At 69.7% G+C, this 20,268-nt stretch carries 12 protein-coding genes and 1 pseudogene; 7 read left to right on the forward strand and 6 right to left on the reverse strand.

Annotation, left to right across the window (positions count from 1 at the left end; translation table 11 throughout):
* The first annotated feature begins 484 nt into the window (after window positions 1–484).
* Window positions 485–3,175: a DUF6493 family protein gene (locus tag AB5J51_RS35000; RefSeq protein ID WP_369779502.1), complete on the forward strand. Its 2,691-nt coding sequence runs from the start codon at window positions 485–487 to the stop codon at window positions 3,173–3,175.
* A 114-nt stretch (window positions 3,176–3,289) separates the two neighbouring features.
* Here the strand turns inward: AB5J51_RS35000 and AB5J51_RS35005 are convergent, their stop codons facing one another.
* Window positions 3,290–3,931: an RDD family protein gene (locus AB5J51_RS35005; protein ID WP_053787576.1), complete on the reverse strand. Its 642-nt coding sequence runs from the start codon at window positions 3,929–3,931 to the stop codon at window positions 3,290–3,292.
* Between the two features lie 329 nt (window positions 3,932–4,260).
* Here AB5J51_RS35005 and AB5J51_RS35010 point away from each other — a divergent pair, with 329 nt between their 5' ends.
* Window positions 4,261–5,931 (forward strand): phospholipase, encoded by a 1,671-nt coding sequence (locus AB5J51_RS35010; protein WP_369779503.1) that lies wholly within the window; start codon window positions 4,261–4,263, stop codon window positions 5,929–5,931.
* A 468-nt stretch (window positions 5,932–6,399) separates the two neighbouring features.
* Here AB5J51_RS35010 and AB5J51_RS35015 read toward each other — a convergent pair whose 3' ends face one another.
* Window positions 6,400–6,876, reverse strand: coding sequence for a hypothetical protein (locus AB5J51_RS35015; RefSeq protein ID WP_369779505.1), 477 nt, complete (start codon window positions 6,874–6,876; stop codon window positions 6,400–6,402).
* Window positions 6,877–6,953: 77 nt separating this feature from the next.
* Here AB5J51_RS35015 and AB5J51_RS35020 point away from each other — a divergent pair, with 77 nt between their 5' ends.
* Entirely contained in the window at window positions 6,954–7,847 is an 894-nt protein-coding gene (locus AB5J51_RS35020) for an IS982 family transposase (protein WP_369777534.1), read from the forward strand.
* Here AB5J51_RS35020 and AB5J51_RS35025 read toward each other — a convergent pair.
* Window positions 7,824–8,273: a hypothetical protein gene (locus tag AB5J51_RS35025; protein WP_369779506.1), complete on the reverse strand. Its 450-nt coding sequence runs from the start codon at window positions 8,271–8,273 to the stop codon at window positions 7,824–7,826. The genes AB5J51_RS35020 and AB5J51_RS35025 overlap by 24 nt on opposite strands.
* Before the next feature lie 431 nt (window positions 8,274–8,704).
* On the opposite strand from AB5J51_RS35025, the gene AB5J51_RS35030 reads away from it, so the two are divergent.
* Together AB5J51_RS35030 and AB5J51_RS35035 are read left to right on the forward strand one after the other, a co-directional pair.
* Window positions 8,705–15,454, forward strand: coding sequence for a polymorphic toxin-type HINT domain-containing protein (locus tag AB5J51_RS35030; RefSeq protein WP_369779507.1), 6,750 nt, complete (start codon window positions 8,705–8,707; stop codon window positions 15,452–15,454).
* Window positions 15,455–15,611: 157 nt separating this feature from the next.
* Window positions 15,612–16,058: a hypothetical protein gene (locus tag AB5J51_RS35035; RefSeq protein WP_369779508.1), complete on the forward strand. Its 447-nt coding sequence runs from the start codon at window positions 15,612–15,614 to the stop codon at window positions 16,056–16,058.
* 521 nt (window positions 16,059–16,579) lie between these two features.
* Here AB5J51_RS35035 and AB5J51_RS35040 read toward each other — a convergent pair.
* A complete protein-coding gene (locus AB5J51_RS35040) occupies window positions 16,580–16,942 on the reverse strand; it encodes a hypothetical protein (RefSeq protein ID WP_369779509.1) in 363 nt (120 codons plus the stop codon).
* 63 nt (window positions 16,943–17,005) lie between these two features.
* Window positions 17,006–17,083: pseudogene (locus tag AB5J51_RS35045) on the reverse strand (DNA-binding protein); the annotation flags it as partial.
* A gap of 269 nt (window positions 17,084–17,352) precedes the next feature.
* Here AB5J51_RS35045 and ddaH point away from each other — a divergent pair.
* The gene (gene ddaH / locus AB5J51_RS35050) at window positions 17,353–18,192 is read left to right on the forward strand and encodes a dimethylargininase (protein WP_369779510.1); all 840 of its coding nucleotides are present in this window, start codon (window positions 17,353–17,355) and stop codon (window positions 18,190–18,192) included.
* Window positions 18,193–18,246: 54 nt separating this feature from the next.
* Here ddaH and AB5J51_RS35055 read toward each other — a convergent pair whose 3' ends face one another.
* Window positions 18,247–18,747 (reverse strand): hypothetical protein, encoded by a 501-nt coding sequence (locus AB5J51_RS35055; RefSeq protein ID WP_369779511.1) that lies wholly within the window; start codon window positions 18,745–18,747, stop codon window positions 18,247–18,249.
* 314 nt (window positions 18,748–19,061) lie between these two features.
* On the opposite strand from AB5J51_RS35055, the gene AB5J51_RS35060 reads away from it, so the two are divergent.
* A complete protein-coding gene (locus tag AB5J51_RS35060; protein WP_133898973.1) occupies window positions 19,062–20,171 on the forward strand; it encodes an esterase family protein in 1,110 nt (369 codons plus the stop codon).
* Window positions 20,172–20,268: the final 97 nt, after the last annotated feature.

Raw genomic sequence — 20,268 nt, forward strand, 5'->3', positions numbered from 1 at the left:
GGCGGCCGCGAGGACCACCAGCGCGAGGAGGTGACGGGCCGTGGGCCCCGGCTCGGCGTCGGCCCGGAAGCGGGCGGCAGATGACGAGGTAGGCGCCGGCGCCGGGCGCGTTCCCCGCGACTGCCCTACGATTTCCCGGCGCGCCGACCGCCACCACCCCGGCTGCTCGGCGCCTGCGCCCCGCCCGACCCCGGGGGACGCGGCCGCCCCGGGCCCGGACGCCACCGCCCCCGACCCCGGGCGAACACCGTGGCCAGGACCGGGAATCGGCCAGCCGGGGCCCCGAGCCGACACCTGCCGCGCGCGGGCCGGATTACCGTGACCGCCGGGGCCGCGCACGCACACCGGCACGCACCCCCACGAGGACCCACACGAGCACGCCCACCCGCACGGCCGTCCGCACGGTCGTCCGCACGGCGCAGCGCAGCGCGCAGTGCACCGCGAGAGGCCGTCACCAGCCCGGACCCGTCACCGGAGGAGCCCGATGAGCCCGATGAGCCCGATGAGCCCGATGAACCCGATACTCGAGGCGGTCCGCGAAGGCCGCACCGACCTGATCCCCGGCCTGCTCAAGCCGCTCACGCCGCCCGAGCGCCGGGAGCTGCTCGCCCGACTCGCCGATCTGCGCCGCGAGATACGCGGCTGGGACTGGAACCACTGGCAGGAGCGCGACCGCATCCGCTCCGGCCTGCTCGTCGCGGGCGTCGGCTGCCACACGGGCGCGGCCGCCGCGGCCTCCTGGATCGGTGCGCCCGATCTCCGCGACGGGGAGCCGTTACCGACCGGACTGCTGCTCGGCCTGCTCGCCGACCGCGACCCCGGCTGGCTCGGCGACCTCGCCCACCGCCTCGCCGACCGCCCCGCGACCGCCGAGGCGGACTATCCGCTGATCCGGGAGCTGGTCCGGCTCGCCGGCTGCCCCGTCCCCACCACCGACGCGTTCGTGCACGGCTGGGTCCGGTCCATCTTCACGATGGACCGTGCCCGCTCCACGCACAGCCCGCTGTCGGTCGTCCTGCGCCAGGACCCGTACGCACGCGAGCTGGTGCCCCAGCTCTTCGTGACGGCCGAATCCCCCGAGGCGCTCCACTGGTGCAGCGATCCGACGGCCCCGAACCACTGGCCGTCCGAGCTGGCCGCGCTCGCACAGGAGGGGATCGTCGAGCGCCGCGTCCTGGTCGACGGCTGCGTCGCCCGCCTGCTGCGCGGCGGCCGGCAGAACCAGCTGAAGTTCTTCCTCGCCATGCTGGAACGCCTTGAACTCACCCCGGCCGAGGAGCGGGAGCGCACGGCCGACTGGATCGCGATGGCCGCCGAGGGGCCGTCGCCGCTCGCCGGACACGCCCAGCAGGTGCTCGCCCGGCTGTCCGAGGCGGGCGAACTGCCGGCGGAGCAGCTCGCGCAGATGGCGCGCGCCGTGCTCCGCCGACCGGAGAAGAAGCTCGTACGCGCCCAACTGGTGCTCCTGGGCCAGGCCTTACGACGCGACCCGGCCGCCCGGCACGTACTGCTGCCCACCGCCACCCTTGCATTCGGGCACGAGGACACGGCCCTGCAGGAGCGCGCCCTGGGGCTGCTGGTCCGGCACCTGCGCCCCGGCGACCGGGAGCTGCGCCGCGAACTCGCCCTCCACGCCGCTGCATTGAGTCCCGCACACCGGCGCGCCGCCGCGGAGCTGCTCGGGTCTGCGGGCGGCAGCTGCGCGGAGCCGGCGTACGAGGAGGTCCTGCCCCCGGCGCCGGTACGCCGGCGCCTCGCCGCCGAACCCCCGACGCTCGCCCGGACCGTCGGCCTGGTGGCGGCTTCCGTCACGTGCGGGGAGCAGACCGCCGCCGCGTTCGAGTCCGCCCTCGACGGGCTCGTCCGGCACGCCCACCACGACCGCGCCGCCCTGGCCGAGGCCCTGCGCCCCGTCCTCGGCGGCCGCTGGTGGCATCCCGAGGGCGGCCGGCCGGTGGATCCGGAACGGCTGTCCGGGCTGGAGCCGATGGCGGCCGCGGTCCTCGGCCGGATCCGCGCGTACGACCTGCGACCGGAGCGGGCCGTGCGCGGCGACGGCTGCCGGCCCGACTGCGTCCACGCCGCACTGAGCGCCGTAACGGCCTCCCGGGTGGCGGAGGCCGCATACCGCGTCCTCACCGACCCGCTGCCGTTCCTGCTCGCGACCCCCACCTGGGAGACGGGCTCCCTGGAGCCCGAGGAGCTCGTCGTACGGCTAGCCGCTTACCGGCGGCTCGGCGCGGAGCCCGCCCCCGCCGACTTCGCCCAGGCGCTGCTGCGCGTACGGCGCGACCCCGGGACGGTGCCCGCGGCAGCCGGGCTCGGCACGCCCGAGGGCGAGCGGCTGGCGGCCTGGCTCAGGGGTGCGGGCGAACCGCCCGCGGTGCTGCGCCGGGTGACGGTCCCGGCGGCGGCTCCGGACCTGCAGGCCGGCCACCTCTGGTGGGACCGGCCCCCGGCGGCAGCCCGGCAGATCGTGCTCGAGACCCGGGAACGGTGCGTCGTCCGGCAGGAGTTCCCGGCGGCGTTCCGCAGGCTGGACCGGGCGCTCGCCGAGCCGGCCCGCAGCTGCTCCGGCGCGTGCGAGGGCGGGGCCGTCCAGCAGGCCGTCCTGCCCGAGGACCGCGAGACGCAGGCGGCCTGGCTGCTGCCCGAGGTGACCGCGGGCGCCACGGCCCGGGAGCGCGGCGCGGGAGCGCCGCTGCCTCGGCTGGCGGAGCTGGGCGGACCGGCGGGCCCCGCCCTGCACCTGGCGGTGGCCACCGGTCTCGGTGCGGGCCATGCCGAGGACCGCCGCGCGGCCGTGGACGCGCTGCTGCTCCTCGCGGCCCGCGGCGAGCTGGACGCCCCGAGGCTCGGGCGGGATCTGGCCGAACTGCTCGGTCTGGGCACGGTGAAGCCCAGCCGGCTGGCCGAGGCGGCGCGCGCGGCCGCCGCCACCGGTGCGTACGCCACGACCTGGGCGGTGCTCGCGGAGGCGCTGCCGCCGCTGCTGGCGGGGGGCGCCGCCGCGCGGGGCACGGGCGAGCTGCTGGCGGTGGCCGCGGACTGCGTGGAGCGCTGCGGTGCGCACGGTCCCGCCCCGGCGGGGCTGGCCGAAGCCGCGGCACGGACGGGATCCTCACAACTCGTCACGCAGGCGCGGCGGTTGCGGGCGGCCCTGGCGGCTTCGTAGCGGGTCGGCGGGGGGCCGGGGACACGCCGTGCACCCGGCGTTCCGGCCGTGAACGCGCCCACCCGGCAGCGGAGGAGATCCGCTGCCGGGTGGGAGGAGGGGAGAGGGGCGGCCTCAGCCCTTGGGGACCGTGATGACGACGGTGCTGCACACCTTGTCGGCGAAGGTCTGCTTCTTCTCGTCCCACAGCGGCCACAGCCAGCCGACGTAGCAGGCGAGGCTGTCGAGGGCGTGGGCCAGCTTGCGGACGAACGCCATGCCGAAGCCGAGCGTGCTGCCGTCGGCTTCGCGGCGCACGCTGATGCCGAGGACCTTCTTGCCGATCGTCTGACCGGTGGCGCCCTCCTTGTACAGCTGGAAGACCGCCATGCCGATCGCGTACAGCACGCCGATCGTGAAGAAGATGCCGGGCTCGGCCGTGGCCGGGTTGTCCGCGCTGGCGAGGTCGATGAACCCCAGCGCGTACATCGGACCCGCGATGATCAGGAGGTCCAGCAGGTACGCACCGAAGCGCTGGCCCCAGTGGGCGAGCGGCGGCATACCGGAACCCGGCATGCCGGGCATGCCGGGCGGCGGGTACGCGCCGTACGGCGGCGGGGTCTGCTGCGGGTAGCCGTACTGCGGGGGGACGCCCTGCGGAGGCTGCTGCGGGTAGCCGTACTGCGGCGGCACGCCCTGGGGGGCCTGCTGCGGGTAGCCGGGCTGACCCTGCGGGGGCTGCTGGCCGTACGGGTTGTTCGGGTCGCCGAAGCTCATGGCGAAAACTCTCCGGTGTTGGAAACGGGGACGTAGCGCAACGATCGGAGGAACATCACCATGTGGGCGGTTTTGCCCCCCTGAGCGGCCGCGATCTAGCGCGCATCATCGTGGTCGTTCGATCGACCGGTTGTCCAATCCGGCCAGTTCGGCCCGGCTTCGAGGCGGCCGCACACCTGCCGCGTGCGCCGTACCGCCCTGCCGTGCCGAGGTGGCCGAATCCCATGAGCGGGAATTCCGGGCACTTCCGACCCGGTGGTAACTTCCGCGAGTTGATCTGGCCGGTCGCCCCACGCGGCGACGGCGATCCCTCCTGCAAGGAAGTCACATTGCACCGCCATACCCTTCCCCGTCCGTCCGCTCCCGTCACCCGCGGTGCGGTCTCGGCCGTCCTGCTGGCCCTGTTCACCGCCGTCCCGGCCTCGGCCGCCGCGGCGGCCGGCTCCGGGCCCGCCGCCACCCCGGCGCCCCACCTCGATGCGGTGGAGCAGACGCTCCGCCAGGTTTCCCCCGGCCTCGAAGGCCAGGTATGGGAACGCACCGGCGGCAACGTCCTCGACGCCTCGACTCCCGGCGGTGCCGACTGGCTGCTGCAGACCCCCGGTTGCTGGGGTGACGACACCTGCGCCGCACGGCCGGGAACGCAGCGGCTCCTGTCGAAGATGACGGAGAACATCTCCCAGGCGACGCAGACCGTCGACATATCAACTCTTGCGCCGTTACCCGACGGAGCGTTCCAGGACGCGATCGTCGCAGGCCTCAAGTCCTCGGCCGCGCGGGGGAACAAGCTCAAGGTGCGCGTGCTGGTCGGCGCGGCGCCGCTCTACCACCTGAACGTGATGCCCTCGAAGTACCGTGACGAGCTCGTCGCCAGGCTCGGCCCGGACGCCCGCGGCATCGACCTGAACGTCGCCTCGATGACGGCCTCGAAGACGGCGTTCTCGTGGAACCACTCCAAGCTCCTCGTGGTCGACGGCCGGTCCGTGATCACCGGCGGCATCAACAGCTGGAAGGGCGACTACCTGGAGACCGCGCATCCGGTCGCCGACGTCGACCTCGCCCTGCGCGGGCCGGCCGCCGCATCCGCCGGCCGCTACCTGGACGAGCTGTGGTCCTGGACCTGCCGCAACAAGAGCAACCTCGCCAGCGTCTGGTTCGCCTCGTCCAACGGCGCCGGGTGCATGCCCAAGCTGGCCGAGGGCACCGCTCCGGCCGCTCCTCCGGCCGCTCCTCCAGCCGTACCTCCGGCGAGCCCGGGCAACGTACCGGCCATCGCCGTCGGCGGGCTCGGCGTCGGAATCAAGCGCAGCGATCCGTCCTCGGCCTTCCGGCCCACCCTGCCGAGCGCCCCCGACACCAAGTGCACCGTCGGCCTGCACGACAACACCAACGCCGACCGCGACTACGACACGGTCAACCCGGAGGAGAGCGCCCTGCGGACGCTGATCTCCAGCGCGAACCGGCACGTCGAGATCTCCCAACAGGACGTCAACGCGACCTGCCCGCCGCTGCCCCGCTACGACATCCGCGTCTACGACGCCCTCGCCGCGCGGATGGCCGCCGGGGTGAAGGTCCGCATCGTCGTCAGCGACCCCGCCAACCGCGGAGCCGTCGGCAGCGGAGGCTACTCGCAGATCAAGTCCCTCTCGGAGATCAGCGACACCCTCCGCGACCGCCTCGCCCTGCTGACCGGTGACCAGGGCACGGCCAGGGCCGCGATGTGCGCCAACCTCCAGCTGGCCACGTTCCGCAGCGCGCCGAGCCCGACATGGGCGGACGGCCACCCGTACGCGCAGCACCACAAGGTGGTCTCCGTGGACGGCTCGGCCTTCTACATCGGCTCCAAGAACCTCTACCCGTCGTGGCTCCAGGACTTCGGCTACGTCGTCGAGAGCCCCGCGGCGGCCGGGCAGCTCGACGCACAGCTCCTGACCCCGCAGTGGCAGTACTCCCGCGCGACCGCCACGGTCGACCACGAACGCTCCCTCTGCCAGGCCTGAGCACCCCTCCCGCCGCGCACACGACACCGCCCCCGGCATCGAATGCCGGGGGTGGTTCCCGCACTGCTCGCAACTTGGCCGAGTCGTTGACCCCCTGGTCCGACCAGTCGTACGCCCAGCCGTCGACGTCGCCCCTGGCCAGGCCGAAGCGCCATTGGCCGGTGGCGGGGTCGGCGTAGAGGGTGAACGCGCTGTTGCGGGTGTTGTCCTGGCTGAGGACGAGGGCGCCGCTGCCCGAAACCTTCGCCCAGGTGCTGATGGTGAAGCTCTTGCGGGTGTCGACCACCCACTTGTTGGTGGTGAGGGTGGCCTGGCCGCCGCCGAACCCCGCGTACGGGGTGCTGCGCCCGCCGATGGCGCCAACGGCGCTCGGCGTGATGCCGCCGGTCTGCCCGGTGAGCTTCCAGTGCGCGGCGGGAGCGGAGAGGTTGCCGAGGAACGCCGGCGTCTGGCTGATGCCGGTGACGTTCAGGGGCTGCGCGTGCCGGTTCCGGCGAGGGTGGCGAGCTGCCTGTTGGCGCTGACGGCCCACAGGTCGGCGAGCTTGTCGCCCGTGACGTCGCCCGAGGTGCCGATGGTCGGGAAGGCCGCCTGCTCCAGGCCGGAGGCGATCTTGACGCGGCCCGCCGCGTTGCCCCACGTGGTGGGGTCCACGTTGCCGTCGCCGCCCTTGCTGCCGTAGGCGCGCAGCAGGTCGCCGGTGGCGTTGTCGCGCAGCCGGAGGTCGGGGACGTTGTCGCCGTTGAGGTCGCCCGGGGCGGTCACGGTGAACTTGTCCCAGTCGCCGTTGCCGACGAGGACGGGCTCGCCGTTGCAGACATTCAGGCCGACGGTGTCGAGCTTGAACTTCAGTGAGGCGAGGTCGGGGTGCTGGGCCGCGGCGGGGGTCTTGACGACCAGGAGCTGCGAGAAGCCCTCGACTTCGGCCTTCAGCTGCAGGTCCACGTCGGGCAGGACGTTCGCCTAGACGAGTAAGTCTGAAGTCTTCGAGCGCATGAAGCGAGGGTCTCGTTGGTTCGCTTGTGACGACAAACCTCGAAACCCTCGCGACAGCACTGTACGTGAGGATCGATGACTCTCTGGCAGGCACGCGGCGGCCGGGCCGTCCTCCGAGGCTGACGGATGCCGAGCTGTTGACGCTTGCGGTGATGCAGGCCGTGCTCGGCTTCGTCTCCGAGGCCAGGTGGCTGCGTTTCGCTCGCTGCCATCTGGCCGCCGAGTTCCCCTACCTGCCCGGGCAGTCCGGCTACAACAAGCGCCTGCGGGCCGCGAACAGACTGATCGGCCGGTTCATCCGAACCCTGGCCCGGGACACCGATCTGTGGCACGACGACGTGTGGATCGTGGACTCCACCCCGGTGGAGTGCGCCCGGTCCCGGCCCACCGTCAAGCGGTCCGACCTGGCTGGCTGGGCCGCTTACTCCTACTGCCCCTCGCACTCGCGGTTCTTCTGGGGTCTTCGCCTGCACCTGCTCTGCACCCCCGGCGGACTCCCGGTCGCCTGGGCCCTGGCCAACCCGAAAACGGACGAGCGGGAAGTCCTGGCCGGCATGCTCACCCAGGACGCCGATCTGCTGGCCACCCACCCCGGGCAGACCGTCATCGGCGACAAGGGCTACGTCTCCAAGCACCTCGACGCCTTCATGACCGACCACGGCCTGACCCTGCTCCGGCCCAGCTACCGCAACCGCACACCGCGGCCCGGCGAGCACCTGCTCAAGCCGGTCCGCCAGCTGATCGAGTCGGTCAACGACACCCTCAAGGGCCAGCTCGACCTCGAACGCCACGGAGCCAGGACCCCAGCCGGAGTCCTGGCCCGCGTCGGGCAACGGATCCTGGCCCTGACCGCGGCGATCTGGCACAACCGGGCCAACGGAACACCGTTAACCAGGTCACTCATCGCCTACGACCACTGACCAGCACTTCGGACTTACTCGTCTAGGTGGCGACGTTCCCGCGAGGGCGGGCTTGGGCAGTGCCTCGGGCCAGGTCAGGGACAGGGTCCGGCCGTCGCGCACGCCGGTCAGGAGTGCGCCGGTTCCGCCGCCGGAGAAGGTGACCGAGACCGCGGAGGCCTTGGGGGTGACCCGCCCGTCGGGGGCGAACTGCAAGGTCGCGTCGGTGGGCAGCCACACGCTGGCACGCAGGATCCGGACGGTGGTTCCGTGCCGGTTGACCGACCACTTGCCCGTCGGCGGGGCCCACGTGTCGGACGACTCGGTGCGCGCGGACGTCAGCTCGTAGGGCTGGCCGGTCTCCTTGGCCTTGGCGAGAGCGAAGTCCTTCTCACTCATCGAGCCCTCGGCCACCGGATCCGACACCGCCGCGGAAGCCGTCGCCACGGGATGCAGGACACCCAAAACGGAGGCGATAATTCCGCCCGCCAGGGCCACGGATATGAGCCGTGAAATTCTGCTCCGGTGGGTCTGTTGGTGAGGGCTGGTTTTCATCGCCACGCAAGCTCCAGTTGTCGGATATTCGGAGCGACTCTACTTGAATGCGCGGAGGCGCTCCGCTCTGACCTGCACTTTTTATGTCGCGCTTACCCTAACTGCCCGATTCGTCAACAAGATCCACTTTGCTGTGATTGGAGATTCGAGAGGCGATCCTCTGCGAGATGTGCGGAGTACCGGTTGATGTAATTCAGCCTGTTATTCTGCGCCGGAAAATTGCACAGGAACACGAGGTAAGTGTGAGAACATTTCGCATGCGAGGACTCTCTGTGGCATTGGCCGCAGCGGTCCTCTCAGGCATGCTGCCCGGCGCCGCCGCCATGGCAGACAGCAAAGACAGGCCGCCGTTGCCGAGCCTCAAACAGCCGAAGGCCGTACCGGTCGACCGGGTCCGCGCGGGCGGCGAGAAGAAGAAGGACGACGCCGACACCGGTCCCTGGAAGGCGCCGAAGGTCGTCTGGCCCGCGGCGGGAACGGCCGAGGTCGACCTCGCCTCCGGCCCCGTGTCGAAGTCGTTCCTGTCCGGCTCGGCCCGGACTCCCGCCATCGGCTCCGGCCCGCAGAAGGCCGGCAAGCTCCCGGTCGCGTTGGACGTCCTCCCCGGCAAGGCCTCCGAGGCTCCGGCCAAGGTGAACGTCACCGTCACCTCGCACGACGCCGCACGCAAGGCCGGCGTCGACGGCGTCCTGCTGTCGGTGGGCCGCTCGGACAACGCCACCCGGGCGGCTTCCGCGAAGGTCGAGGTGGACTACAACTCCTTCCGCGGCGCCTACGGTGGCGACTACGCCGGGCGCCTGCGACTGGTGGAGCTCCCGGCCTGCGCCCTGACCACTCCCGACCGCGCGGAGTGCCGTACGCAGAAGCCGCTGGCCACCGAGAACGACACCCGCGGCGGCACGCTGACGGCCCAGGTCACCACGCCGGGCGTCACCGGGCAGCCGGCGAAGTCCGGCCAGACGCCGAAGTCCGCCCCGGCGGCCGCGCCTGCGGCGGGGGCTCCCGCCATGGTCCTCGCGGCCACGGCGGGCGCGTCCGGCCCGACGGGCGACTACAAGGCGACCTCGCTGCAGCCGTCCGGGTCCTGGAACGCGGGCGGTTCGACCGGCGGGTTCTCCTGGTCCTACGACATAAGCACGCCCTCCGTGCCCGGCGGTTTCGCGCCGAAGATCTCCCTCGGCTACAGCTCCCAGGCGGTCGACGGCCGCATGGCCGCGTCGAACAACCAGGCGTCCTGGATCGGTGACGGCTGGTCCTGGGAGCCGGGGTTCATCGAGCGGCGCTACAAGCCCTGCGAGGACGACAAGGCCGGTGGGACGAACACCACCAAGGTCGGCGACCAGTGTTGGTTCAACGACAACGCCACGCTGTCGCTGAACGGCAAGTCCACCGAGCTCGTCTTCGAGCAGGGCAAGGGCTGGCACCCGGCGGCCGACACCGGCGAGAAGGTGGAGAAGCTCACCGGCGCCGGCAACGGCGACAAGGGCACCGCGGGTGTCGACGGCGTGGGTGAGCACTGGAAGATCACCGCCACCGACGGTACGCAGTACTTCTTCGGGCTGAACCGCCTGCCGGGCTGGAAGGACAACGGCACCGCGGCCGACGATCCGACCACCAACTCCACCTGGACGGTCCCGGTCTTCGGCAACCAGTCGGGCGAGCCCTGCTACAACGCCTCGTTCGCGAGCGCGTGGTGCCAGCAGGCCTGGCGCTGGCAGCTCGACTACGTGGTCGCGCCGACCGGCAACGCGATGGCGTACTACTGGAAGACCGAGACCAACAACTACGGCCGCAACGTGTCGTCGACGACGGGCAAGGGCACGGTCACCCCTTACATCCGGGGCGGCTGGCTCGACCACATCGACTACGGCCTGCGCTCCGACAGCGTCTACACGGCCAAGGCGATGGGCCAGGTCACCTTCGACGTGTCCGAGCGCTGCCTGAGCGGCTGCGGCACCTTCGACGAGACGAACGCCAAGAACTGGCCCGACGCCCCGTACGACCTGTTCTGCAAGGACGGCTCGACGGAGTGCAAGGACCAGTTCTCGCCGACCTTCTGGTCGCGCAAGCGCCTGACCGGGATCAACACCAAGGTCCTGACCGGCGGGGTGTACAAGGACGCCGACTCCTGGACCCTCGACCACAGCTTCCCGCCCGCCGGTGACGGCATCTCCACTCCGCTGTGGCTGAAGTCGATCACCCGCACCGCCAAGTCGGGCGATGCGACGGACGTCCCCATGCTTCCGGTGACGTTCGCGGGCGAGCAGCGCCCCAACCGCGTCGACGCCCTCGGTGACGGCCTCGCCCCCTTCGTCCGCCTGCGCATGTACCAGGTGACCACGGAGACCGGCGGCACCATCGGCGTCACGTACTCGCAGCCCGACTGCACCGCCACGACGCTGCCCAAGCCGGATGCGACGAACACCACCCGCTGCTATCCGGTCAAGTGGGCCTGGGAGGGTGAGACCTCCAAGGTCGACTGGTTCAACTCGTACGTGGTCACCCAGATCGTCGAGGGCGACAACCTGGCCTCGACGCCCGACAAGGTGACGTCGTACAGCTACCTGGGAGGAGCGGCCTGGGAGAAGAGCACGGACGAGCTCACCAAGGCCGACGACCGCGTGCACTCCCTCGCCCGCGGCTACGGGCTGGTCCAGACCCGCACCGGCGCCGCGTCCGACCCGAAGACGCTGAGCGAAACCCGCTACTTCCGCGGCATCGACGGCAAGGACGTGAACGACTCCGCGGGGGCCGCGGTTACCGACCGCCCGGAGTTCGCCGGCATGCCCAGGGAGACGGCGACCTACAACGGCGACGACACCGGCAAGCTGATTTCCGCCACCTCCAGCACCCCCTGGCGCTCGGCGGTCGTGGCCAAGCGGACCCGTAGCGGCCTGCCCGACCTGGTCTCGTACAAGACCGGCACGGAGAAGCAGTCCACGCGCACCACCGTCACGGGCGGCACGCGCACGACCGAGACCGTCCGCCACTACGACGACTACGGCATGGTCGACTGGGAATCCCAGCTCGGCGACACGGCCAAGACCGGTGACGAGCAGTGCACCACCACCAGCTACGCGCGCAACACCGCGAGCTGGATCCTGGGCAAGGTGAGCCGCGTCGAGACCGTGGCCGTGCCCTGTGGCACGGCAGCGAGCCGTCCGGCCGACGTCATCGCCGATTCCCGTACCTACTACGACAACGGTGCGATCGACACCGTTCCCGGCCCCGGTCTCGTCACCAAGAGCGAGAAGATCAACGCGAAGGGCGACGGGTACGATCCGGACTCCTCGGTCCCCAGCACCTGCGGTCCGGCGAACAACCAGCTCTGCTACGACATCTACGGTCGCCAGTTGGTCGCGGCCGACGCGTACGGCAAGGTCACCACGACCGCGTACACCCCGGCCGTCGGTGAGGTCCCGACCGCCACGCTCGTGACCAACCCGAAGGGGCACACCGCCTCGTCCGAGCTCGACCCGGTGCGTTCGCAGCCGACGAAGACCACCGACGCCAACGGCAAGGTGACCACGACGGCGTACGACGCCCTCGGCCGGGTCACGAAGGTGTGGCTGCCGAACCGCCCGGCCGCGACGTTCCCCGACGCGCCGAGCCGCGTCTTCGACTACACGATCCGCAACGACGGACCGAGCGTCATCACCAGCAAGTCGTTGACCCACGACTACAAGTACTCCGTCAGCTACTCCATCCAGGACGGCCTGCTGCGCGAGCGGCAGACCCAGACCCAGTCGCCCGACCTGTCAGGACGTCTCCTCACCGAGACGTTCTACGACACGAGGGGGCTGGCCTGGCGGAGCTCGGGCACGTACTACGCCGACGGAGCCCCCGAGCCGCAGCTCGTGACCGGACAGGAGACCAACTACCCGGCCTCCACGGACACGGTCTACGACGGCGCCGGCCGGACCACGGCCGTCATCTCGAAGAAGTACGGGCAGGAGACCAAGCGGGCCACCACCCTCTACACGGGCGACACCACCACCGTCATCCCGCCCCAGGGCGGCACCGCGACGACCACGGTGGTCGACGCCCTCGGCCGCACCGTCGAAACCAGGCAGTACACGGACGCGGCCCGCACGGCGTCCCAGTCCACGCTGTACACCTACGACAAGCTGGGGAAGCTCGCCCAGGTCACCGACCCGGGCAACGCCAAGTGGACGTACACCTACGACGTCCGCGGCCAGCAGGTGGAGTCGAACGACCCCGACAAGGGGATCACGAAGACCGCTTATGACGCCGGCGGCAGGATCACCGACGTCACCGACGCGCGGGGCGTCACGCTGCACAGCGAATACGACGAGCTGGGCCGCCCCGCCGCCCTGAAGCAGGGCGCGACCACCCTCAGCGCCAACGTCTACGACACGGTCGCCAAGGGCCAGCTGACGAAGTCGGTCCGCTACGTGGACGGCAAGGCGTTCGAGTCGGAGGTCACCGCCTACAACGACCTCTACCAGCCGCTCGCCTCCAAGACGACGATCCCGGCCACCCCCGACACGGGCGCCCTGGCAGGTACCTACAGCTGGACGAACACCTACAACATCGCAGGCCAGGTCCTCACGACCAAGCAGCCGGCCATGGGCGACCTGCCGGCCGAGACGGTCGGCAACACGTACAAGAGCGTCTCCGGCCTGCTCAACAGCATGGGCGCGGGCAGCAGCCGCCTCGTCTCGGCCATGACCTACGACCACTACGGCCGCACCTCCCGCCAGGAACTGGGTGCGCTCGGCCAGCGGATCTACCGGTCGACCGAGTACGACGAACACACCGGCGCCACCACCCGCTCCTACACCGACCGTGACGTGGCACCCCAGCGGATCGAGGACACCCGCTACACGACCGACCCCGCGGGCAACCTCACGTCCATCGCCACGGCGTACGGCCAGGACGCGACCCGTACCACCGACACCCAGTGCGTCAACCTGGACGCGCTGCGCCGCATCACCGAGGCCTGGACCAACAAGGGCGAGACCTGCGCCGCCGCTCCGTCGACGACGGTCATCGGCGGTGAGGACCCGTACTGGACGACGTACACCTACGACGCGGTCGGCAACCGCAAGACCGAGACCAAGCACAAGACGGCCTCCGGTCCGACGGCCGACACCGTCCGCACGTACGCGGCGCCCACGGCGGGCAAGCACGACCTTTCCAAGGTCACCCAGACGGGTACTGGTGCGCATGACGAGGTCTTCACCTACGACGCGTCGGGCAACACCAAGACCCGCAAGAGCGGTACCGACGAGACGCAGTACCTGGCCTGGGACGCCGAGGGCCACCTCAAGTCCCTGGACCAGGGCCCGGCCAGCAGCTCGTTCGCCTACGACCCGTCGGGCCAGCGCCTGATGAGAAAGGACTCGACCGGCACCACGCTCTACCTGCCCAACGGCAACGAGCTGCGCCTCGACAAGGCCGGAGCGGTCAAGGGAACCCGCTACTACGGTGACGTCGCCATGCGCACCGGCGGGAGGCTCACCTTCACTCTCGCCGATCACCATGGCACCGGCACGACCCAGGTCAGCGCCGATGCTACGCAGGCCGTGACGCGGCGCAAGACGGGTCTCTTCGGTGAGGAGCGGGGTACCAAGCCCACGGGCTGGTCGGGCGAGAAGGGATTCGTCGGCGGCACCAAGGACGCGGACAGCGGACTCACGCACATAGGCGCCCGCGAGTACGACCCCCTGATCGGCCGCTTCGTCTCGGTCGACCCGATCATGGACCTCAAGGACTCGCAGCAGCTCCACGGCTACACCTATGCGAACCAGAACCCCTTCACCTTCTGGGACCCCACGGGCCTGGCCCTCGAAGAGTGCGCCAGCGGCATGTACAAGTGCCACAACGGCAACGACCCTTACGCCTACGGCAATCGCTACGAGACCATCGTGGAATCGGTCGGCGGAACGGTGTCGGACGACTACGTCCGCTACAAGCACTACGGGTGCGCGGACTTCACCTGCAAGAAGGGGAGTTCCTGGGGCACCGGAAGCTCCGGGGGTTCCCACACGAGCAAGCAGACTCCTCCGAAGCCCCCGAAGAAGCATGATTTCAGCTGGTCCAATCCGGTCAGCGAAGCCTTCTACGGAATCATCGGAAACGTCGCACATGCCTCCTCCATGTTCGGCTGGATAGCGGACGGAGACTGCTGGAACGGCGGCGCGGGTGCTCCCGGTTGTGACTACGGGGGCGACTACGAGGAGTGGCTGCAGGACCAGGGAATCGATACCTCCAGTGACTGGTATCAAGTTCCCGTGTTCCTGGGGGCGATGTTCTCCCATCGTGAACCGGTCGGTGGCGGCGCGATCCGCGGCGGCACGAATTGCTTCCTGGCCGGGACCCTCGTTCTCATGGGGGACGGTTCGACGAAGAAGATCGAGGACGTCGAAGTCGGCGATCAGGTCCTCGCGACGGACCCGAGGAGCGGTGAGTCCGCACCCCATGCGGTCACCGAGCTGATCCGGTCGGAGGGGCAGCGGGACCTCAGCGCCTTGTCGATCGAAACGCCGACGGGTGTCGAGGAAATCACCGCCACACGTGACCACCCGTTCTGGTCCTCCAGCGTCGGCGGCTGGGTGAACGCCGGGGACATCGCTCCCGGCATGACCCTCCTCACCGATGAGGGCGTGGAGGTTCGTGTCACGGCCAACCGTCAACACACCGAGTTCGTGAAGACTTACAACTTCACCGTCTCGGACGTGCACACGTACTATGTGCTCGCTGGTCAGACGCCGGTCCTGGTTCACAACACCTGTGGACATGTAGGAGTAAGTCTCTCGGGTGCCCGGCAGGTCAGTGGGCGCTTCCCCGAGACTGCCGGTCCTGGTGAGACCCTGTTTCGGCAGCAACAGGATGGGACAGTTACCGCGTACGCGAGGTATGACGCGGACGGGGCAATTTCACAACGAGCCGACTTGCTTCCCACATCGAAGGCGCATGCGGGCATACCGGCACCACACATTCTCGATATGGAAAAACATACAAACCCAAAAACGGGGCAGGTTTTCCTCAACTGGGCAAAAAACCCGAGGCCGCTACTCCCGGAAGAGGAGCTATGTGGATGTCGGTAGAGTAAATGTTCTGAGTAAAATGGGTCGTCGATCGATCCTGTAGGGTAATTGGAGCAGTACTCTTGGGTGCCCGTCGGATTTGCGGCGGGCACCCAAGTGTTTCTGCGTCGCGCGGAGCTTAGGTTTTTATCAGGCGTCCCAGAGGGGAGTTGTTGGGGTGGACGATCCAATGGAATACTCGAGAATCAGAGCTTGGGTAGGAGAGTGGGGTGGGCGCGTCGATTATGTCGATTATGTGAAACGCAATGGAGATTTGGGTGTTCTTGTAGCGTTTTCTCGGATCCTGTGGCCTCGATTTATCGAGGTGGGGAAGTGTGTATTGTGGGATCGCGTGTATGAGGAGTCGAACTTTAAACTTTGGTGCGACAGCCTCTCCGGTGATACGCGAAAGATCGAGGCGACACTCAATCAGTTGAGAGTTTGGCAGATTGTCGACTCTGAGGACGTGGGTGACGACAGGGAGGCGATGGAGTTCCTTGCGGTGCGAATTATGGAATCTTGGAAAAGTGCACTTCGTGCAGAATTCCCTGGCCGCAGTTTCGACGTGCGAATCCTGGATTCCGAGGACGGTCCTATCGTCACTTTCTCTGCCGATTCGAAATAGATGCAATTTGAATGTGACCCAGTCGAGTCTTTTTGTGAAGGGGCATTGAGGCGGGCAGGCAACTCGCAGCGACTCGATTTGGCCGCGATGGTAAACCTGAAGCGCCGTCAGTGTGGCTGGTGGGGCATCAGTGGCGTCCGACGGCAGTAGTTCACGGCAACGGCGGCGGACACCAGGTGGTGTCCGCCGCCGTTGCCGTGCGTGTTTCAGGGGCGCGGCCGAGGAGGTCGATGGCGTCGCGCTGGAGGAGGAGCCCGACGTGGGCGTACACGGTGGCGGTGACGCCGCTGTGGTTGTGGCCCGACAGCTTTTGATCACGACGAGTTCCACTCCCTGCCCCAGGAGGGGCGTCGTCGTCGGGCGACGGAGGGCTCGGAAGAGAATGCGGCGGAGCTTTCCCTGGCGGAGCACGGAGTTGAAGTGCCGGGCGGGGGCGACCCTACGACGGGAGCGGCGACGGGGCGGGTAAACACGCAGCCGTTGTCCTCCCAGCCCGTCCTCGCTGCCTCTTGCGCGGTGTCTCATCCTCGCGTACCGCGTGCTCCGGGTGCGGACTTGAGGACGGAGTGCACGTAGGCCCGAGTCAGCGGTGAGAGCCGCCTTGCGAAGCAGTTTCCGGTAGTGCAGCACAAGGGCTCATCGCGGGCGGTGTCAAGGCCGCGCACGCAGCACTGGCAGGTGGTGCGGAGCTGGTGGACGGCGACAGCGTCGAGCCAGTACGTCACGTACGCGGCCACGCTGCCGTGCGCAGACGGCACAGGGAGGCCGCGGTTGCTGGCGGCGATCTTCTCGGTGAGCTTGGCCAGAGCCTCCTTCCGAGTGGCGCCGTGGATGCGGATGAACCTGCGGGTGTTGCCGGGCGTGAGGACGTCGGTGGCTTCCATGTGGCCGCCTTGCAGTGGTAGGCGCGGACGCGGCGGGAGGCGGGGTGCCGCGGGGTGTGGTCATCAGGCGGCGTCCTGTTCGAGACGGGTGCGGATGAAGTCGGTCAGCGCCTGGGTGGGGATGCGGCGGGCGCGGCCGAGTGGGGCATCGGAGGCGCACCGGTGGCTCATCCGGCTGTGTCACCTGAACCGCATGCCTGCCGGGCAAGGGTGGCTTCGTGGGTGCTGACGTCCGTCGTGCAGAGGTCCCACCGGATTTCCGGTGGGACCTTCGCGGTTCCCGGACTCCTTTCAGAACGCCCCCGGCAGCCGCGCCGGCTTCATCCGGTGTTCGTTCCGGGCGCGCAGGATCGGGTGGGAAGGAACCCCCTCGTTTCGGCCACCACCGTGGCCCCCGCCCGGGAGCGACCATGACCTCCTCTGCCCCGACGCCCTCCGCCCGGCCGCGCGAACAGCGCCTGCGCCGGTACCTGATGTGCCGCCCCTCCCACTTCGAGGTGGTGTACGCGATCAACCCCTGGATGGACCCGCAGAAGCCGGTCGACGCCGGCCTCGCCGTCCTCCAGTGGGAGCGGCTGCGCGAGACGTACCGCGAGCTCGGCCACACCGTCGAGCTGATCGACCCGGTGCCGGGCCTCCCCGACATGGTGTACGCCGCCAACGGGGCCACCGTCGTCGACGGCCGCGTCCTCGGCGCCCGTTTCCGCAACGCCGAGCGCATCCCCGAGGGGCCGGCGTACCTGGACTGGTTCCGAGAGAACGGCTTCACCGAGCTGCACGACCCCGAGTACGTCAACGAGGGGGAGGGCGACTTCCTGGTCACCGGCAGCTCCGTCCTGGCCGGCCACGGCTTCCGCAGCGACGAGCGCGGCCACCGGGAGGCGGAGGCGTTCTTCGGCCGGCCCGTCATCGGCCTGGAGCTGGTCGACCCGCGCTACTACCACCTCGACACGGCCCTCGCCGTGCTCGACGGGGACGAGATCATGTACCACCCGGAGGCCTTCGCCCCCGGCAGCCGCGCCCTCCTGGAGGCGCTCTTCCCCGACGCCCTGCTCGTATCCGCCGAGGATGCCGCCGTGTTCGGGCTGAACGCTGTCAGCGACGGTCTGAACGTGGTGCTCCCCGAGGCGGCCGAGGGGCTCGCCGGGCAGCTGCGCGAGCGCGGCTTCCACCCCATCGGCATGGACCTGTCCGAACTCCTCAAGGGCGGCGGCAGCGTCAAGTGCTGCACCCTCGAGATCCGGCCCTGACCCGCGTTGGAACCGGTGTGCCGCAGCCCCGGGCGGGGCTGCGGCAGACGCGGCTCAGTGGAAGAGCATCGAGGCGTCCCCGGCCGCCGTCGTGACCGAGCCGGGGCAGAGGAAGCTGCCCGAGGTCTTGGTCGCGGTGAAGGCCTGGTTGACGTACTTGCGGGTGGTTCCCTCGCGGTTCCACGTGATGTTCGTGGCCTTGTAACGGCACGATATGAAGCTCTGCCTGCCCGTGATGTCGATGGCGTCGGTCTTGGCGGTGCCGGCGGTGTCGTCGAAGGTGAACGCCGGGTTGTTGTTGAGGCTCGCCGTGATGCTGCCGTTGCAGCCGAGGTTGCCACCCGGTGTGTTGATGGTGGTGCGGTCGACGCTCAATGCGCTCGGGGGGTTGGCGCTGGTGTGGGCGTTGGTCCACGTGCAGGTGTTGCCGGCGACGACGATGACGCCGTCGACCCGCTGATCGGCCGTGGGGCCGAGAGCCGTCGCCGACGTCGCTCCGCCGACGATCGCTGCTGCTGCCAGGGCGGCAACGCCCGGCCATGTCGAGATCTTCATCCTGTCGCTCCTCTTCGCCACGTCCTCGTGGGGTGTGAAGCGGGGCCTTGGGGGGCCTCGCCGGCGTGCGGCCGGCCGTCGGGGGCGGTTTCCGTCATGGCCGGGGGAGAGAGCTTTCGAGACACGCCGGGGAAGGTCCCACAGGGACCTTGAAATGTCAGGCCCATGTCAACAGATTGGCTGGATGGCTCCGGTCCGGAAAACGGTGTGGAACGGATCGGCTCCCGTTGCTCTCTAGTCCTGTGCGCACGCACCGGCGGCGCCGCCGGACCGGCCGGTCCGTGCCGACACCACGCAGAGAGTTCCCCTGTTTCGTGAGTCTGACAAGCGCCACGCTCCTGATCGTCGTCCTGCTCGCCACGGCGCTGGCCTTCGCAGCCGCCGTGTGGCTGTGGCCACGCCTCGGCCGCCGGGGCCGGCGGCCGGTGTGGGGCCGGGTCGGCGTGGTGCTGACGCTGCAGGTGCTGCTGCTCGCCTCGATCGGCCTCACGGCCAACCGGACCTTCCTGCTCTACGGTTCCTGGGCGGCCCTGGCCGGCATGGAGCGGCCGATGCCCTCCATGGGCGACGCGCCCGCGGGCTCGGGTGTGCGGGTCCTCGGCCGGCAGCCGACGGACGTGCCGGGCGGCGGAACACCGCACGTGGGCGGCGAGATCGAGAAGGTCACGGTGCACGGCGAGCGGTCCAAGGCCGCCGTCCAGGCGTACGTGTACCTGCCGCCGGAGTACTTCCAGAAGGGGAACGAGAACAGGAAGTTCCCGGCCACCGTCGTGCTCACCGGATTCCCCGGGATGGCGGAGAACCTGCTCAAGGGGCTGGACTACCCGAAGACGGCGTGGAGACTGGCCAAGCAGAAGAAGATGCCGCCGATGATCATGGTCATGATGCAGCCCTCGGTCATACCGACCCGCAACACGCAGTGCATCGACGTGCCGGGCGGCCCGCTCAGCGAGACCTTCTTCGGCACGGACCTGCCCGAGGCGATCTCCGGCGCCTACCGCGTCGGCACCTCGCCCTCGAACTGGGCCATCATGGGGGATTCCACCGGGGGTTACTGTGCGCTGAAGGTCGCCTTGGAGCACCCGGAGCACTATGCGGCCGGGGTGGGTCTGTCGGCGGACTACAAGCCGGAGATAGACGAGGACTCCGGCGATCTCTTCCATGGGAACACTGCCGAGGAGAAACGATCCGACCTGCTGTGGAGCCTGGACAACCTGCCGCAGGGCAAGTCTTCCTTCCTGGTGGCGACCTCTCAGCAGGGCGAGGGGAACTACAAGCCGACGCAGAAGTTCATCGAGAAGGTGAAGGCGCCGGCGCGCGTCTCGTCGATCACCCTCGACCACGGCGGGCACGGCTTCAACACGTGGAGGCGGGAGATCCCGCCCGCGATGGAGTGGCTCGGCGGCCGCATCGGCGCGGAGTGACCTCCGGCGCGCACCACACCGGCGCGCACCACACCGGCACCGGCCGCCGGCACCGGCCGCCGGCACCGGCCGCCGACACAGGGTTCCGGCGCCGCCC

It is taken from the genome of Streptomyces sp. R33 (genome assembly GCF_041200175.1).
Lineage (GTDB): Bacteria > Actinomycetota > Actinomycetes > Streptomycetales > Streptomycetaceae > Streptomyces > Streptomyces katrae_B.

Coding starts and splice junctions, on each gene's coding strand:
- AB5J51_RS35000 (WP_369779502.1), top strand. CDS start 485: ATGAGCCCGATGAGCCCGATGAGCCCGATGAACCCGATACTCGAGGCG.
- AB5J51_RS35005 (WP_053787576.1), bottom strand. CDS start 3,931: ATGAGCTTCGGCGACCCGAACAACCCGTACGGCCAGCAGCCCCCGCAG.
- AB5J51_RS35030 (WP_369779507.1), top strand. CDS start 8,705: ATGGCAGACAGCAAAGACAGGCCGCCGTTGCCGAGCCTCAAACAGCCG.
- AB5J51_RS35040 (WP_369779509.1), bottom strand. CDS start 16,942: ATGGAAGCCACCGACGTCCTCACGCCCGGCAACACCCGCAGGTTCATC.
- ddaH (WP_369779510.1), top strand. CDS start 17,353: ATGACCTCCTCTGCCCCGACGCCCTCCGCCCGGCCGCGCGAACAGCGC.
- AB5J51_RS35055 (WP_369779511.1), bottom strand. CDS start 18,747: ATGAAGATCTCGACATGGCCGGGCGTTGCCGCCCTGGCAGCAGCAGCG.